Source organism: Caballeronia sp. LZ035 (genome assembly GCF_031451175.1).
Lineage (GTDB): Bacteria > Pseudomonadota > Gammaproteobacteria > Burkholderiales > Burkholderiaceae > Caballeronia.
The window spans coordinates 3,251,706-3,266,575 of the sequence record NZ_JARUXS010000001.1 but is presented as its reverse complement, the minus strand read 5'-3'; the positions used below and the strand labels follow the sequence as shown (position 1 = coordinate 3,266,575).

Annotated in this window: 13 protein-coding genes; 12 read left to right on the top strand and 1 reads right to left on the bottom strand. The window is 65.9% G+C overall.

Features of this window, described 5'->3' with window-relative positions; all coding sequences use genetic code 11:
• Positions 1-25: 25 nt before the first annotated feature.
• Positions 26-2,434, bottom strand: coding sequence for a penicillin-binding protein 1A (locus QCE88_RS15280; RefSeq protein ID WP_309903217.1), 2,409 nt, complete (start codon positions 2,432-2,434; stop codon positions 26-28).
• 252 nt (positions 2,435-2,686) lie between these two features.
• On the opposite strand from QCE88_RS15280, the gene pilM reads away from it, so the two are divergent.
• From pilM to ugpQ, 12 genes are all read left to right on the top strand, one after another.
• Positions 2,687-3,685 carry a pilus assembly protein PilM gene (pilM, locus tag QCE88_RS15275; protein WP_309903215.1) on the top strand — a complete coding sequence of 333 codons (999 nt, stop codon included), beginning with the start codon at positions 2,687-2,689 and terminating at the stop codon, positions 3,683-3,685.
• Entirely contained in the window at positions 3,682-4,365 is a 684-nt protein-coding gene (locus tag QCE88_RS15270; protein ID WP_309903213.1) for a PilN domain-containing protein, read from the top strand. Before pilM ends, QCE88_RS15270 begins: the two co-directional genes overlap by 4 nt.
• Positions 4,362-5,261 carry a hypothetical protein gene (locus QCE88_RS15265; protein WP_309903211.1) on the top strand — a complete coding sequence of 300 codons (900 nt, stop codon included), beginning with the start codon at positions 4,362-4,364 and terminating at the stop codon, positions 5,259-5,261. The genes QCE88_RS15270 and QCE88_RS15265 overlap by 4 nt, the downstream gene beginning before the upstream one ends.
• An 8-nt stretch (positions 5,262-5,269) precedes the next feature.
• Positions 5,270-6,796, top strand: a complete 1,527-nt coding sequence (gene pilQ, locus QCE88_RS15260) for a type IV pilus secretin PilQ (protein WP_309903209.1) — start codon at positions 5,270-5,272, stop codon at positions 6,794-6,796.
• A gap of 133 nt (positions 6,797-6,929) precedes the next feature.
• On the top strand, positions 6,930-7,481 hold the full coding sequence (gene aroK / locus QCE88_RS15255; RefSeq protein ID WP_309903208.1) for a shikimate kinase AroK: 552 nt from the start codon (positions 6,930-6,932) through the stop codon (positions 7,479-7,481).
• The gene (gene aroB, locus QCE88_RS15250) at positions 7,481-8,578 is read left to right on the top strand and encodes a 3-dehydroquinate synthase (protein WP_309903206.1); all 1,098 of its coding nucleotides are present in this window, start codon (positions 7,481-7,483) and stop codon (positions 8,576-8,578) included. The genes aroK and aroB overlap by 1 nt, the downstream gene beginning before the upstream one ends.
• Before the next feature lie 44 nt (positions 8,579-8,622).
• Positions 8,623-9,843 (top strand): deoxyguanosinetriphosphate triphosphohydrolase, encoded by a 1,221-nt coding sequence (locus QCE88_RS15245; protein WP_309903204.1) that lies wholly within the window; start codon positions 8,623-8,625, stop codon positions 9,841-9,843.
• A gap of 46 nt (positions 9,844-9,889) precedes the next feature.
• Positions 9,890-11,215 (top strand): sn-glycerol-3-phosphate ABC transporter substrate-binding protein UgpB, encoded by a 1,326-nt coding sequence (gene ugpB / locus QCE88_RS15240; protein ID WP_309903202.1) that lies wholly within the window; start codon positions 9,890-9,892, stop codon positions 11,213-11,215.
• Between the two features lie 59 nt (positions 11,216-11,274).
• Entirely contained in the window at positions 11,275-12,159 is an 885-nt protein-coding gene (gene ugpA / locus QCE88_RS15235) for a sn-glycerol-3-phosphate ABC transporter permease UgpA (RefSeq protein WP_309903199.1), read from the top strand.
• Positions 12,156-13,001: a sn-glycerol-3-phosphate ABC transporter permease UgpE gene (gene ugpE / locus QCE88_RS15230; RefSeq protein WP_309833559.1), complete on the top strand. Its 846-nt coding sequence runs from the start codon at positions 12,156-12,158 to the stop codon at positions 12,999-13,001. The genes ugpA and ugpE overlap by 4 nt, the downstream gene beginning before the upstream one ends.
• Before the next feature lie 17 nt (positions 13,002-13,018).
• Positions 13,019-14,104, top strand: coding sequence for a sn-glycerol-3-phosphate import ATP-binding protein UgpC (locus QCE88_RS15225; protein WP_309903197.1), 1,086 nt, complete (start codon positions 13,019-13,021; stop codon positions 14,102-14,104).
• A 10-nt stretch (positions 14,105-14,114) separates the two neighbouring features.
• A complete protein-coding gene (ugpQ, locus tag QCE88_RS15220) occupies positions 14,115-14,870 on the top strand; it encodes a glycerophosphodiester phosphodiesterase (protein ID WP_309903195.1) in 756 nt (251 codons plus the stop codon).

The following is a 14,870-nucleotide window of genomic DNA, read 5'->3' as shown; positions in this document are numbered from 1 at the left end:
TCCATCACATGCCGCAAGGGCGCGCCTACTGGCCCTTGAACAGATTCATGATGTCCTGCTTTTCCTGCTCGCCCACTTCGGGGGCGGGCGCAGTCACGCCGGACACGCCGTCCTGCGGCGGCGCCTGGCTCACGCCGACCGTCGCGATAAAGCCGTGTCCCGGCGTCATGTCGTCGAAGTACAGCTCGCCGCCGAGCGACGTGACATCGGGCGGCATCATCGGCTTGTACTCGGGCACGCCCTTCAACGCACGGCCCATGTATTCCATCCAGACCGGCAGCGCGAGACCGCCGCCGGTTTCCTTGTCGCCGAGGCTGCGCGGGGTGTCATAGCCGATCCACGCAATCGCCACGAGCGAGCGTTGATAGCCGGCGAACCAGGCGTCGCGCGAATCGTTGGTCGTGCCGGTCTTGCCGCCGAGATCGGTGCGCTTCAGCTGGTTCGTCTTCGCGCCGGTGCCGCGCTGCGCGACGCTCTGCAACAGGCTGTTCATCACGTACGCGTTGCGCGGCGTGATGGCGAGCGGCGCGCTCTGCTGCGCAATGAGCGGCTGCGGATGCGAGACGACGCGGCCGTACGGGTCCGTGATGTCGGCGATCAGATACGGATTCACGCGATAGCCGCCGTTCGCGAAGACCGCATACCCGGCGGCCATCTGCAGCGGCGTGACGAGTCCGGCGCCGAGCGCCATCGGCAGATAGGCGGGATTGCGGTCGGCGTCGAAGCCGAAGCGCGTGATGTAGTTCTGCGCGTACTTCGTGCCGATGTGATTGAGGATGCGGATCGACACCATGTTCTTCGAGCGCTGCAACGCCGAGCGCATGGTCATCGGGCCGTCGAAGCCGCCGCCGTAGTTCTTGGGTTCCCACGCCTGCCCGCCAGTCTCGGCGGCGCTGAAGAAGAGCGGACCGTCGTTGATGATCGTCGCGGGCGACAGGCCCTTTTCGAGCGAGGCGGAATAGATGAAGGGCTTGAAGCTCGAACCCGGCTGACGCCAGGCCTGCGTCACGTGGTTGAACTTGTTCTTGTTGAAGTCGAAGCCGCCGACCAGCGCGCGGATCGCGCCGTCCTGCGGCACCATCGAGATCAGCGCGCCTTCCACTTGCGGCAGTTGCGTGATGGTCCAGTCGCCGTCGTCGTCTTTCATGAGGCGCACGATCGCGCCCGGGCGGATGCGCGCGTTCGGCTGCGCCCGCGTGCTCAGCGCGAACTGCACGAAGCGCAGGTCGGCGCCGCTGATGGTCACCGTGTTGCCGTCGAGGAAGCTCGCCTTCACTTCCTTCGGACTCGCCGACGTCACCACCGCCGCGACAATCTCGCCGTTGTCCGGATGCTCGGCGAGGGCGTCGTCGATGGCCTGCTCGCGATCGTCCGCATTGGCCGGCAAGTCGATGTAGCCTTCCGGCCCGCGGTAGCCGTGACGATGCTCGTAGTCCATCAGGCCCCGGCGCACCGCGCGATAGGCGGCGTCCTGGTCGGCGGAATCGATCGTGGTCACGACGTTCAGGCCACGCGTATAGGCTTCCTCGCGGTATTGCGCGTACATCATCTGACGCACCATTTCCGCGACGTATTCGGCATGCACGCTGAATTCGCGGCCTTGCCCCTTGACCACCAGCGCTTGGGCGATGGCCTGGTCGTACTGGTCGCGCGTAATGAAGTTCAGTTCCAGCATGCGCTGCAGGATGTACTCCTGACGCACCTTGGCGCGCTTCGGATTGACGACCGGGTTATAGGCCGACGGCGCCTTCGGCAGACCCGCGAGCATCGCGGCCTCGGCGAGCGAGACGTCCTTCAGGTCCTTGCCGAAATACACCCGCGCCGCGCTCGCGAAACCATAGGCGCGCTGCCCGAGATAGATCTGATTCATATAGACCTCGAGAATCTGATCCTTCGTCAGCGCGCGCTCGATCTTGTACGCGAGCAGCATCTCGTAAATCTTGCGGGTATAGGTCTTTTCGCTCGACAGGAAGAAGTTGCGCGCGACCTGCATGGTGATGGTGCTCGCGCCCTGCGAGGCATGGCCGTTGGTCAGCGCGACCGTGCCGGCGCGCAGGATGCCGGTGAGATCGACGCCGCCGTGATCGTAGAAGCGCGCGTCCTCGATGGCGAGCACGGCTTTCTTCAGGTGATCGGGCACGTCCTGGATGCGCACGACGCGCCGCCGCTCCTCACCGAATTCGCCGATCAGCACGTGATCCGCCGTATAGATGCGCAGCGGCACCTTGGGCTTGTAGTCCGTCAGGGCTTCGAGCGTAGGCAGGTTCGGCAGCGCGACGACGAGCGCGTAACCAAACACCAGACCCGCGCAGACGACGAGCGCAAACATGCTGATGCAAAAGCCCAGCAGCAGTCGCGCCCACCATGGGCGCCTGGCTTTCTTGTGCCCTTCGGGCGGCGTGGATGACGGGTTATTCGGGGAAGAGGATTGCATGGCACCACCAGAAACAGTGACGCGATTATAGCCGCCCGCATTCGGGACTTTTCTGGACGCTTACAGCGCCGCTGGCCGTGGCGCTCGCCCGCTGCTGTCTTTGACGATACGCGCGATCACCCGCGGAAGCACCTTCTAATCGTGCACGCTGGCCGTTCGGCCGAATGTTCGCCGTCGTCCCTGCTCGCGACAATTCTTCCACCTCAGGCGCTCGAACGGTTCGGGCGCGCAAGCGAATGGAAGGAGCAGGACATGGGCAAGGAAAGCGCGCTGCGCGGCACGATGTTGACGGTGACGCGGCGCTATGCGGCGGGTATCGATGTAGGCGAAGACGGGGTGCGTCTCGTGGTCATGAGCAAACGGTTGCGGGCGAATGCGGCGGTGTGCGTGGAGCAACTGGCGTTCGTGCCGCTGCCCTCGGGCGCGGTGATCGAAGGCGATTTCATTGACCGGGCGGTGATCGTCTCGGCCTTGCGCGAGGCCTTCACGTGCTTGCCAAGCGGCGGCGCGTGGCGGGCGCTGCGTTGCGCGATGGGTTTGCCCGCGTCGGCCACGGTCACCACGCAGGTGCCGCTGGCGCGTCTGATCGATGCACGCGAGCCCTTGCCCGCGGGCGTCGGCGGCGACCCGCACGGCGTGCTCGAGCCGGCCGTGCTCGCCGAGGCCGAACGCGCGACGGGCGTCGAGCGCGCGGCGCTCGCGGTGGACTGGTCGGTTCAGACCGGCGAGGACGGCCAGGCGCAGGTGTCGATCGCGGCGACGGCGCGGCGGCACGTCGAAGCGCGTGTCGAGGCGGCGGCGGAAGCGGGCGTCGCACTGTCGGCCATCGACGGCGAACCGGCTGCCGCTTTGCGGGCCATGCGTCACGTGGGCTCGGTCGAGCTCGATGAAGACGCGCGCTATATGGTCTGCTGGCTGGAGAGCACCGGCCTGCATGGCTGGCTCATCGGCGCGCGGGGTGTCGAGAGCGAGGCGCGCTATCCCGCGCTCGAACATCGCAGCATGGCCGAAGCGCTGCAGGATCTGGCCGGCGGCCTACCGCTCGACTGCATTTATGCGGGCGGCCGGATCGAACTCCTGGGTCATGCGGGTCTGGCGCTGCCGGTCCTCGGCAAGAGCCTGGGTTGTCCCGCGCTGCCGTTCGAGGTCGCGCCTTATTGCAATGGCACGGCGGCGATCGTCGCGGCGCACCGGCATTCGCCGCGCTTCGCGACCGCGTTCGGACTTGCGCTGCGCGAGGTGGTGCAATGAGCGCCGCCATGCTGGACGGATTCAATCTGCTGCCGTACCGGGCGCGGCGGCGTCGCGAGGTGAGGCGCCGGCGGCTCGCGCTGCTGGCGGCTGCGAGCATCGCAGGGTGCGCCGCGGTGGGTGTGGTCGCGGGCTGCGATGCTTTCGAGCAGGCGCGGCTGACCGAGCGCCGCGCGGCGCTGGAGGCCTCGCTGCTGGCGTCGAGCGCACCGGTCGACGAGCATGCCCGGCTGATGCGCGCCGCCGAGGAGCGACGGCGCGCGCGTGAGAGCGCGCAACCGCTGGCCGCGCCGCGCGAACGCTTTCTCGCGCTGCTGGACGCGCTCGCCGACGTGCCGGCGCAAACCGGCGTGGCGCTGCAACGCGTCTCGCAGCGGGCGAGCGAGGTCGAACTCGCGGCGCGCGCGCCCGATTCGCAGGCGGCGGCGCGCTGGCTCAAGCGGCTGGAACAGGTGCGCGGGGTGGAGACGGTGGAGGTTGTCGAGATGAAGCGGCGCACCGCTGTGGCTACGCGAGGCGTCCGTGGGGCGGCAGTGCCGCCGTCCGACGGTGCGGAACACTACGAGTTCGTCGCGCTCGTGCGTTACGAGTCGGACCACTCCGGACATGAGGACGCTTCGCGTCGCGCCCGGCCGGTACTCACGGCGGGCCGCCCGGGCGCGCAAGGGAGGCGCCCATGAACGCAGTGCCGATGAACCTTGCGTCGCGCCGGGATGAACGCTGGAGTACGCGCGGGGCCGCCATGCTGCTGCGGCCGCTCGATGCCTGGTCGCCTGCCCGAGTTGCGGCAAGCGCGCTTGCGCTGGCTCTGCTCGTTGGCGCGGCGGGCGCGTGTGCGTGGCGGATGTCGGATCCGGGCCGACTCGGACTCGCACGCGCCGAGTTGACGGCGGCGCAATCCCGCGAGCACGAAGTCAGGCGCATCAAGGAAGCGTTGCCCGGCCTGAAGGCGCGTGCGCTTTCGGCTCGCCTGCAGCCCGAGCACTGGAGCCCGGCGGACGCCCTGCGTGCCGTCGTGGAACTGGCGGCGCAGAGCGGGCTGCGCGAGGTGTCGATCGAGCCAAGTGCGCGCGCGGGCACCGGAACGGAGGCGTCGCCGGTCGAGTCCGGGCGGGCGCTCAAGCTTCGCGCGGAAGGATCCTTCAACGAGATTCACCGTTTCCTGGAGTCGCTGGCCGGTTTGCCGCGGCTGGTGGTGCCCGAAGGCGCTCAGATCAGGCCGCCCGCCGGCGCGCGCTCATCGGGCGCGCTTGCGGTCGAGGCGTCGCTCCGGGTGTTCGAGAATCAGCCCGGCATTCCGCTGGCCGTCGCGGCGCCACGCACCAGTTCGTTCGTCATCGATCCTTTTGGCGGCGGGGAAGCGCTTGCCCAAGGCGGCGATATCCTGCTGGTGGGCACGCTGGTCGGCAGCCGGCGCGCGATGGCGCTCCTGCAAAGCGGCAAGGATGTCGGCGGATACGCGCCGGGGCAGAAGATCGGCGCTGAACGGCTTGCGCGCGTCGTGCCCCGTGCGGTGGAACTCATGCGCGACCGTGGCCCGGTGCGGAAACTGACGCTGACGGAGGATCGCAAGTGAGCCCGCGCATGCAGTTTTCTCGCCGGCTCGTGAAGCCAGCGCTGTCCGTGGCGCTTATCGCGTGCCTGTTCGCGCAGGCATCGTTTGCCGTGGAAAGCGCCGAAGCGTCCGTCGCACCGCTGCCACCGCTACCGGCCTCGTTCGACGCGCTGAGCACGGAGCAGGCGGCGACCGATGCCAGTTCACCGTCCGCGCTGTCTGTTCCGGATGTGCCCGAGGCCAAGCCCGTCGCCGAACCACCGGCCGCGCCCGACACACCGCTCGAAGGACCGCCGGTGCCGTTGCGGCCCGTCGAGCGCCTGAGCGACGCCGATCCGGTTCCCGGCGGCGACGGCAAGACCATCACGCTCGATCTGAAGAACGCCGAGTTGCGCGCCACCCTGCACACGTTCGCGCAGTTCACTGGACTGAACATTGTCGCGAGCGAGAAGGTGCGCGGTCAGGTTTCGCTGAACCTTGCCGACGTGCCGTGGCGGCGCGCGTTCGACACGCTGCTCGAAGTGAACGGTCTCGCGATGGAGCAGCACGGCAACGTGATCTGGGTCGCACCGCTGGCCGAGCTCGCGGCGCGGGAAAAACAGCGCTACGAGGCGCACGCGCGCGCCGCCGACCTGGAGCCGCTAGCCAGCCGTACGTTCGTACTGCGCTATGCCCGCGCCGAGGACATGCGCAAGATGCTGAGCGGCTCCGGGAGCCAGCGCGTGTTGTCGAAGCGCGGCTCCGCCATGGCCGACGCGCGCACCAACCTGCTGTTCGTCACGGATCTCGATGCGCGGGTGCGGCAGATCGCGGATCTCCTCGCGCTGATCGACCGGCCGACGCCGCAGGTGATGATCGAGGCGAAGATCGTCGAGGGGGAGGCCGGGCTGTCGCGCAATCTCGGCGTCAAATTGAACATTGCGCCGCAGAACGATCCGGCGAGCGGTTTCGCGGGCGGCAAGGACGGTGTGGTATACGATTTGTCGGCGGGACCGCTCAATGGCTTCGACGCCGCCACGGCCGGGCTCACCCTGTTCGTCGCGCGGGCCACGCGGCTGCTCAATCTGGAACTGAGCGCGCTCGAGGCGGAAGGGCGCGGGCAGATCGTTTCGCGGCCGCGCGTGGTCACGGCGGACCGGGTGAAGTCGATCGTCGAGCAGGGCATGGAAGTGCCGTACCAGGCGAAGGTGGGCAACGGCATGTCGGGCGTGCAGTTCCGGCGCGCCACGCTCAAACTGGAGGTCGAACCGCAGATCACGCCGCACGGGCACGTCATTCTCGATCTCGACATCACGAAAGACAGCTTGGGCGAGCAGACCGCGAACGGGCCGGCGATCCATACGAAGCATGTCCAGACGCGCGTCGAAGTGGAGAATGGCGGGACGGTGGCAATCGGCGGCATTTATTCCGACGACGAGCGCGACGACACCACCGGCGTGCCGGGATTGTCGAAACTGCCGCTGCTCGGCTGGCTGTTCCGTCATGACGCCCGGCGCCGCTCGAAAAGCGAGCTGGTCATCCTGATCACGCCGCATGTCATCGCGAGCGGCGGGTGAGCGCGAGATGAGCACCCGACACGTGTTGGATCGACGCCGAACCCGCGCCACGGCTGGCGCGACTCGACAAAGCGGGCGGTTTGCCCTTAAGCTGCCGCACGAACAAATTGCATCGAACTGGAAGGAAAACGAGTTGCAGGAAGGGCACGCGAACGCGAACATCTTTTTCGTCGGACTCATGGGAGCGGGTAAAACCACCGTGGGCCGTGCGGTTGCGCGCCGTCTGCAGCGCTCGTTCATCGACTCGGACCACGAGATCGAAGCACGCACGGGCGCGCGCATTCCGGTGATCTGGGAACTGGAAGGTGAAACCGGCTTTCGGCAGCGCGAGGCCAATGTCATCGACGAGCTGTCGCAGCGCAGCGGCATCGTCCTGGCCACGGGCGGCGGCGCGGTGCTGCGTCCGGAAAATCGCGAAAATCTGAAGAATCGCGGCATCGTCATCTATCTGCGCGCCAATCCGCACGATCTCTGGCAACGCACCCGGCGCGACAAGAATCGACCGCTGCTTCAGACCGAAGACCCGCGCGGCAAGCTCGAAGCGCTGTTTCAGTCGCGTGATCCGCTCTATCATGAAACCGCTCATTTCGTCGTCGAGACCGGGCGGCCGACCGTCAACGCGCTCGTCAACATGGTCCTGATGCAACTGGAGGTCGCCGGCGTCGTCAGGTCGGCTCAGTCATAATGTCCGCCATGAATTCCCCCACCATTACCGTCAGCGTCGAACTGGGCGAGCGCGCCTATCCCATTCACATCGGTGCAGGCCTGATCGGCCGCACCGAGTTGTTCGCGCCGCACATCAAGGGCGCATCCGTTGCCATCGTCACCAACTCCACCGTGGATCCCCTCTACGGCGAACAGTTGCGCGCGGCCCTCGCGCCGCTCGGCAAGAAGGTGACCACCGTCGTGCTGCCCGACGGCGAAGCGTACAAGAACTGGGAAACGCTCAACCTGATCTTCGACGCACTGCTGACCGAACGCGCCGACCGCAAGACCACGCTGATCGCGCTTGGCGGCGGCGTCGTCGGCGACATGACCGGGTTCGCCGCCGCCAGCTACATGCGCGGCGTGCCGTTCATCCAGGTGCCGACCACCTTGCTTTCACAGGTGGATTCGTCCGTGGGCGGCAAGACCGGCATCAATCATCCGCTCGGCAAGAACATGATCGGCGCGTTCTACCAGCCGCAGGCCGTGATCGCCGACATTGGCGCGCTGCGCTCGCTGCCGGAGCGCGAGATGGCGGCGGGCATCGCGGAAGTCATCAAGACCGCCGCGATCGCGGACGCCGCGTTCTTCGAATGGATCGAAGCGAACGTCGACGCGCTCAATCGTCGTGACCTCGACGCGCTCGCGCACGCCGTGCAGCGTTCGTGCGAGATCAAGGCATCGGTCGTCGCGTCGGACGAACGCGAAGGCGGGCAACGCGCGATTCTTAATTTCGGCCACACGTTCGGCCATGCCATCGAAGCCGGCCTGGGCTACGGCGAATGGTTGCACGGCGAGGCCGTCGGCTGCGGCATGGTAATGGCGGCGGATCTGTCCGTGCGGCTCGGCCGGCTCGACGAAGCCGCACGCCAGCGTCTGGTGCGCGTGATCGAGGCGGCGAAACTGCCCGTCAAGGCGCCAAAGCTCGGCGCCGACCGCTACGTCGACCTGATGAAGGTCGACAAGAAAGCCGAAGCCGGCGAGATCAAGTTCATCTTGCTGACCCGCTTTGGCGCCACCGAGATCACCAGCGCGCCGGACGGGACCGTGCGTGAAACCCTCGCGGCCAGCGTCTGATCCGCGCAAGCGGCGGCGAGAACCACGACGATGCGGAGCAGCCGGTGAGCGAACAAGAATTGAATCTTCCGGCGAGCACGCCTTCGTCGCTGGCACTCGAAGCGCATCTCGCGCCGTATGCCGCGCATTCGTCGCAGTCGCGCGGACGGCGCTTCGCCGAGACGCCGCCCGCCGCGCGCACCGAGTTCCAGCGCGACCGCGACCGCATCGTGCATTCCACCGCGTTCCGCCGGCTCGAATACAAGACGCAGGTGTTTGTCAATCACGAAGGCGACCTGTTCCGCACGCGTCTCACGCACAGCCTCGAAGTGGCGCAGATCGCGCGCTCGGTCGCACGCAATCTGCGGCTCAACGAAGATCTCGTCGAAGCCATCTCGCTCGCGCACGATCTCGGTCATACGCCGTTCGGCCATGCCGGGCAGGATGCGCTGAACGAATGCATGCGCGATCACGGCGGCTTCGAACACAATCTGCAGAGCCTCGCGGTCGTCGACCAGCTGGAAGAACACTATGGCGCGTTCAACGGCCTGAACCTCTGCTTCGAAACGCGCGAAGGCATTCTCAAGCACTGTTCGCGCGACAACGCCCGCAAGCTGGGCGATCTCGGCGAACGCTTCCTGACCGGCAAGCAGCCGTCGCTGGAAGCGCAGATCGCCAATGTCGCCGATGAAATCGCCTACAACAATCACGATGTCGACGACGGCCTGCGCTCCGGTCTCATCACGCTCGAACAGCTGTCCGAGGTGAGTCTCTGGCTTACGCACTTCGACGCCGCGCGCGCCGAGTATCCGAACATCGAAGGGCGCAGGCTGATTCACGAGACGATCCGCCGGATCATCAATACGCTGATCGTCGACCTGATCGATGCCACGAGCCGCAATCTGCAACGCGTGATGCCGCAATCGCTCGACGACGTGCGCGCGGCGCCCACGCTCGTCGCGCACAGCGACGAGGTCGCCGCGCAGGCCGCGCAGCTCAAGCGCTTTCTGTTCAAGAACCTGTACCGGCACTATCGCGTGATGCGCATGGCCAACAAGGCCCGGCGCGTCGTGACGGGCCTTTTCGAGGCCTTCACCGAAGACCCGCGTCTGCTGCCGCCGTCTTATCAGGCGCGCGAGCCGGTGGCCGAGGAGTCGGCGAACGACACGCCCGCCGTCAGCCGCGACAGCGCACAGGCGCGGCTCATCTCGCATTACATCGCCGGGATGACCGACCGCTACGCCTTGAAAGAGTATCAACGCCTGTTTGTCATCGACAACAACTAATATCGCGCGTTTCAAAGCGCGAACCTGTCACAAAGGAGACTCATCGATGAGCTGCAAGCCCTTGTTCCGCACGATCTCGGCCGCGGCCGTTCTGGCCTTCGGCGCCAGTACCGCGGCGCACGCCGCCACCGAAATCCAGTTCTGGCACGCGATGGAAGCCGCGCTCGGCGAGCGCGTGAACGACATCGCCAACGACTTCAACAAGTCGCAGAGCGACTACAAGATCGTCCCCGTGTTCAAGGGCACCTATGACCAGGCGCTGGCGGCGGGCATTGCGGCGTATCGCAGCGGCAATGCGCCGGCCATCCTGCAGGTCTATGAAGTCGGCACCGCCACGATGATGCAGGCGAAGAAGGCCGTCATTCCGGTGTACGACGTCTTCAAGCAGGCCGGCGTGCCGCTGGACGAGAAAGCGTTCGTGCCGACCATCTCCGGCTACTACAGCGACGCGAAGACCGGCCATCTGCTCTCGATGCCCTTCAACAGCTCGACGCCCGTGCTGTACTACAACAAGGACGCGTTCAAGAAGGCCGGTCTCGATCCGAACCAGCCGCCCAAGACCTGGGCCGACGTCGAAGCCGACGCGAAGAAGCTGAAGGCGGCCGGCTACTCGTGCGGCTATTCGTCTGGCTGGCAAAGCTGGATTCAGCTCGAGAACTACAGCGCGTGGCATGCGGCGCCGTTCGCGACGAAGAACAACGGCTTCGACGGCCTCGACGCGAAGCTCGAATTCAACAAGCCGCTGCAGGTGGCGCACATCCAGTTCCTGCAGAACATGGCGAAGGAAGGCACCTTCACGTATGTCGGCCGGAAGGACGAGCCGGTGTCGAAGTTCTATAGCGGCGACTGCGGCATCATCACGAATTCGTCGGGCTCGCGCGCGACCATCGCGAAGTTCGCCAAGTTCGACTACGGCGTCGGCATGATGCCCTACGACGCGAACGTGAAGGGCGCGCCGCAGAATGCGATCATCGGCGGCGCAAGTCTGTGGGTGCTGGCGGGCAAGGACCCGGCCGTGTACAAGGGCGTGGCGAAGTTCCTTGCGTATCTGTCCACACCGGAAGTCGCCGCGAAGTGGCATCAGGACACGGGCTATCTGCCGGTCACGCAGGCCGCCTACGAGCTCACGCAGAAGCAGGGCTTCTATGCGAAGAACCCGGGCGCGGACATCGCGATCAAGCAGATGCTGAACAAGCCGCCGCTGCCGTACACGAAGGGCCTGCGTCTGGGCAACATGCCGCAGATCCGCACCATCGTCGATGAAGAGCTGGAGCAGGTCTGGGCGGAGAAAAAGACGCCGCAACAGGCGCTCGACGCAGCGGTCTCGCGCGGCGACGAACTCCTGACCCGCTTCGAGAAGGCAGGCAACTAAGCACGTGCAAGCATGTGCGCCCGCGCGCGGCGCGGGCGCCTTCGTTCAGGACATACCGCATGGAAAAACGGTCTCGTTTCGATACGAGCGTGTTGCCGTATCTGCTCGTCGCCCCGCAGCTCGCCATCACCGCGCTTTTCTTTCTCTGGCCGGCGGGCGAAGCGCTCTGGCAGGCCACGCAGAGCCAGGACGCGTTCGGCACGTCGAGCGAATTCGTCGGGCTGGCGAACTTCAAGCAGTTGTTCGCGGACCCGCTGTATCTGTCCTCGTTCAACACGACGATGGTCTTCTGCGCGCTCGTCACCGTGTCGGGCCTCGTGATCTCGCTGCTGCTCGCTGCCTGCGCGGATCGCGTGACGCGCGGCGCGAAGGCGTATCAGACGCTGCTCATCTGGCCGTATGCGGTCGCGCCCGCCATCGCTGCCGTGCTCTGGTCGTTCCTGTTCAACCCGAGCATCGGGCTCGTCACGTATGCGCTGGCGAAGCAGGGCATCGCGTGGAATCACGCGCTCAACGGCACGCAGGCCATGTTCCTCGTCGTGCTCGCCTCCGTTTGGAAGCAGGTGAGCTACAACTTTCTGTTCTTCTATGCCGGCCTTCAGGCGATCCCGCAATCGCTCATTGAAGCGGCCGCCATCGACGGCGCCGGTCCCGTGCGGCGCTTCTTCGGCATCGCGCTGCCGCTGCTGTCGCCGACAAGCTTCTTCCTGCTCGTCGTCAACCTTGTCTATGCGTTCTTCGACACCTTCCCGGTCATCGACGCGGCCACCGGCGGCGGACCCGCGCAGTCCACCAAGACGCTGATCTACAAGATCTTCGCGGAAGGCTTTCAGGGACTCGACATCGGCAGTTCGGGCGCGCAGTCGGTCGTGCTGATGGTGATCGTCATCGTGCTGACCGTGGTGCAGTTCCGCTTCGTTGAACGCAGGGTGCAATACTCATGATCGAAAACCGTCGCGGCTTCGATATCTTCTGTCACGCGGTGCTGCTGGCAGGCGTCGTGCTCATCGTGTTTCCGGTGTACGTCGCGTTCTGCGCCGCCACGATGAACTCGAAGGAAGTGTTCAGCGTGCCGCTCTCGCTCGTGCCGAGCACGCATCTGTTCGAGAACATCGCGCACGTCTGGACCTATGGCAGCGGCAACGCGGCAGCGCCCTTCGGGCTCATGCTGCTGAACAGTCTCGTGATGGCGCTCGTCATCTCCATCGGCAAGATCGCGGTGTCGATCGTCTCGGCCTATGCCATCGTGTTCTTCCGCTTTCCGCTGAAGAACCTCGCGTTCTGGCTCATCTTCATCACGCTGATGCTGCCCGTCGAAGTGCGCATCTTTCCGACTGTGCAGGTCGTGTCGTCGATGCATCTGTCGAACACGTATGCGGGCCTCACGTTGCCGTTGATCGCGTCGGCGACCGCGACCTTCCTGTTCCGGCAGTTCTTCATGACGCTGCCCGACGAACTGATGGAGGCCGCGCGCATCGATGGCGCCGGGCCGCTGCGCTTCTTCTGGGACGTCGTGCTGCCGCTTTCGAAGACGAACATCGCGGCGCTCTTCGTCATCACGTTCATCTACGGCTGGAACCAGTATCTCTGGCCCATTCTCATCACCAACGAGGTATCGCTGCAGACGGCGGTGGTCGGCATCAAGAGCATGATCGCGTCGGGCGATACCGCGACCGAATGGCATCTCGTCATGACCGCGACGCTGCTCGCGATGCTGCCGCCGCTCGCCGTCGTGCTGACGATGCAGCGCTGGTTCGTGCGCGGCCTCGTCGACGCCGAAAAATAACCGGAGACTCTGGATAGATGGCTGCGCTGAATCTCAAGGGCGTGAAAAAAACCTACGATGGCTCGCAGTACGTGCTGCACGGCATCGACGTGGCGATCGAGGACGGCGAGTTCGTCGTGATGGTGGGGCCGTCGGGTTGCGGCAAGTCCACGCTGCTGCGCATGGTGGCGGGGCTGGAGAGCGTCTCGGAAGGCGCGATCGAAATCGGCGGCAAGGTGGTGAACAAGCTGGAGCCGAAGGATCGCGACATCGCGATGGTGTTCCAGAACTACGCGCTCTATCCGCACATGAGCGTGGCGCAGAACATGGCGTATGCGCTGAAGATCGGCGGTGCGGACCGGAAGACGATCGACGCGCGCGTGGCCAATGCCGCGCGCATCCTCGAACTCGATCATCTGCTCGCGCGCAAGCCGCGCGAATTGTCGGGCGGACAGCGACAGCGCGTCGCGATGGGTCGCGCGATCGTGCGCGAACCGGCGGTGTTCCTGTTCGACGAACCCCTGTCCAATCTCGACGCCAAGCTGCGCGTGCAGATGCGGCTCGAAATCCAGCGTCTGCACGCGCGTCTCGCGACCACGAGCCTCTATGTGACGCACGACCAGATCGAAGCGATGACGCTCGCGCAACGCGTTATCGTGATGAACAAGGGTCATGCCGAGCAAATCGGCGCGCCGACGGAAGTCTACGAACGGCCGGCGACGGTGTTCGTCGCGAGCTTCATCGGCTCGCCCGCGATGAATCTGCTCGAAGGCCGCCTTTCGGACGACGGCGCAACGTTCCATGTCGCCGGCGACGGACCTGCTCTGCCCGTATCGGGCGCGAACGGCGTCACGCGCGAAATGCACGGGCGCGAGTGGACGCTCGGCATTCGTCCCGAGCACATGACGCCCGGCATCGAAGGCGTGGCGAGTGCAACGCTGGAAGTCGATTCGGCGGAACTGCTGGGCGCCGATAATCTGGCGCACGGCAAGTGGGGCAAGCACGATGTGGCGGCGCGGCTACCGCATGAGCATCGGCCGCGGCGCGGCGAGCAGCTTGCGCTGTCGCTGCCGGCGCGCCATCTGCATTTCTTCGATGCAGCAACCGGAAGGCGCGCCAACTGAAGGAGCGACGATGAGAACCTGGCCTTATCCCGCCATCGTCGCGCATCGCGGCGGCGGCAAGCTTGCACCGGAGAACACGCTGGAAGCCATCGACGTCGGCGCGCAATACGGACACCGGATGATCGAGTTCGACGCGAAGCTTTCCGCCGACGACATCGTCTTCCTGCTGCACGACGACGATGTCGACCGCACGTCGGATGGCCATGGCGCGGCGCAGGCGTTGAGCTTTGCGCAATTGCAGGCGCTAGACGCAGGCGCGTGGTTCAGCGAGACGTTCGCGCACGCGCGCATGCCGACGCTCGCTCAAGTTCATGAACGCTGCGTGCGCCATGGACTGGCGGCGAATATCGAGATCAAGCCGAGCACGGGGCGCGACGTGCAAACCGGCGAGATCGTGGCGCGCGAGGCGGCAAGCCTGTGGGCGGACGCCGATCCGGCGCCGCTGTTGTCATCGTTTTCTTATGCGGCGCTCGAGGCAGCGCGCGAGGCCGCACCGGACCTGCCGCGCGGCATGTTGTACGAGCGCGTGCCGCCGGACTGGCGCGCGCAGACGGCGGCGCTGGCGTGCGTGTCGCTGCATGCGGACCATCGCGCGCTGGATGAAGCGCTTGTCGCGCAGATCAGGGATGCCGGTCTGCGCATCCTCGCCTACACCGTCAACGATCCCGCGCGCGCGCGGCTGCTCGCGCAATGGGGCGTCGATGCGATCTGTACCGATCGCATCGACATCATTGGCGCGGATTTTCTGGAAGCGGCGTCGGACTAG

Coding starts and splice junctions, on each gene's coding strand:
- QCE88_RS15280 (WP_309903217.1), bottom strand. CDS start 2,434: ATGCAATCCTCTTCCCCGAATAACCCGTCATCCACGCCGCCCGAAGGG.
- pilM (WP_309903215.1), top strand. CDS start 2,687: ATGGGCAAGGAAAGCGCGCTGCGCGGCACGATGTTGACGGTGACGCGG.
- QCE88_RS15270 (WP_309903213.1), top strand. CDS start 3,682: ATGAGCGCCGCCATGCTGGACGGATTCAATCTGCTGCCGTACCGGGCG.
- QCE88_RS15265 (WP_309903211.1), top strand. CDS start 4,362: ATGAACGCAGTGCCGATGAACCTTGCGTCGCGCCGGGATGAACGCTGG.
- pilQ (WP_309903209.1), top strand. CDS start 5,270: ATGCAGTTTTCTCGCCGGCTCGTGAAGCCAGCGCTGTCCGTGGCGCTT.
- aroB (WP_309903206.1), top strand. CDS start 7,481: ATGTCCGCCATGAATTCCCCCACCATTACCGTCAGCGTCGAACTGGGC.
- ugpB (WP_309903202.1), top strand. CDS start 9,890: ATGAGCTGCAAGCCCTTGTTCCGCACGATCTCGGCCGCGGCCGTTCTG.
- ugpA (WP_309903199.1), top strand. CDS start 11,275: ATGGAAAAACGGTCTCGTTTCGATACGAGCGTGTTGCCGTATCTGCTC.
- ugpE (WP_309833559.1), top strand. CDS start 12,156: ATGATCGAAAACCGTCGCGGCTTCGATATCTTCTGTCACGCGGTGCTG.
- QCE88_RS15225 (WP_309903197.1), top strand. CDS start 13,019: ATGGCTGCGCTGAATCTCAAGGGCGTGAAAAAAACCTACGATGGCTCG.
- ugpQ (WP_309903195.1), top strand. CDS start 14,115: ATGAGAACCTGGCCTTATCCCGCCATCGTCGCGCATCGCGGCGGCGGC.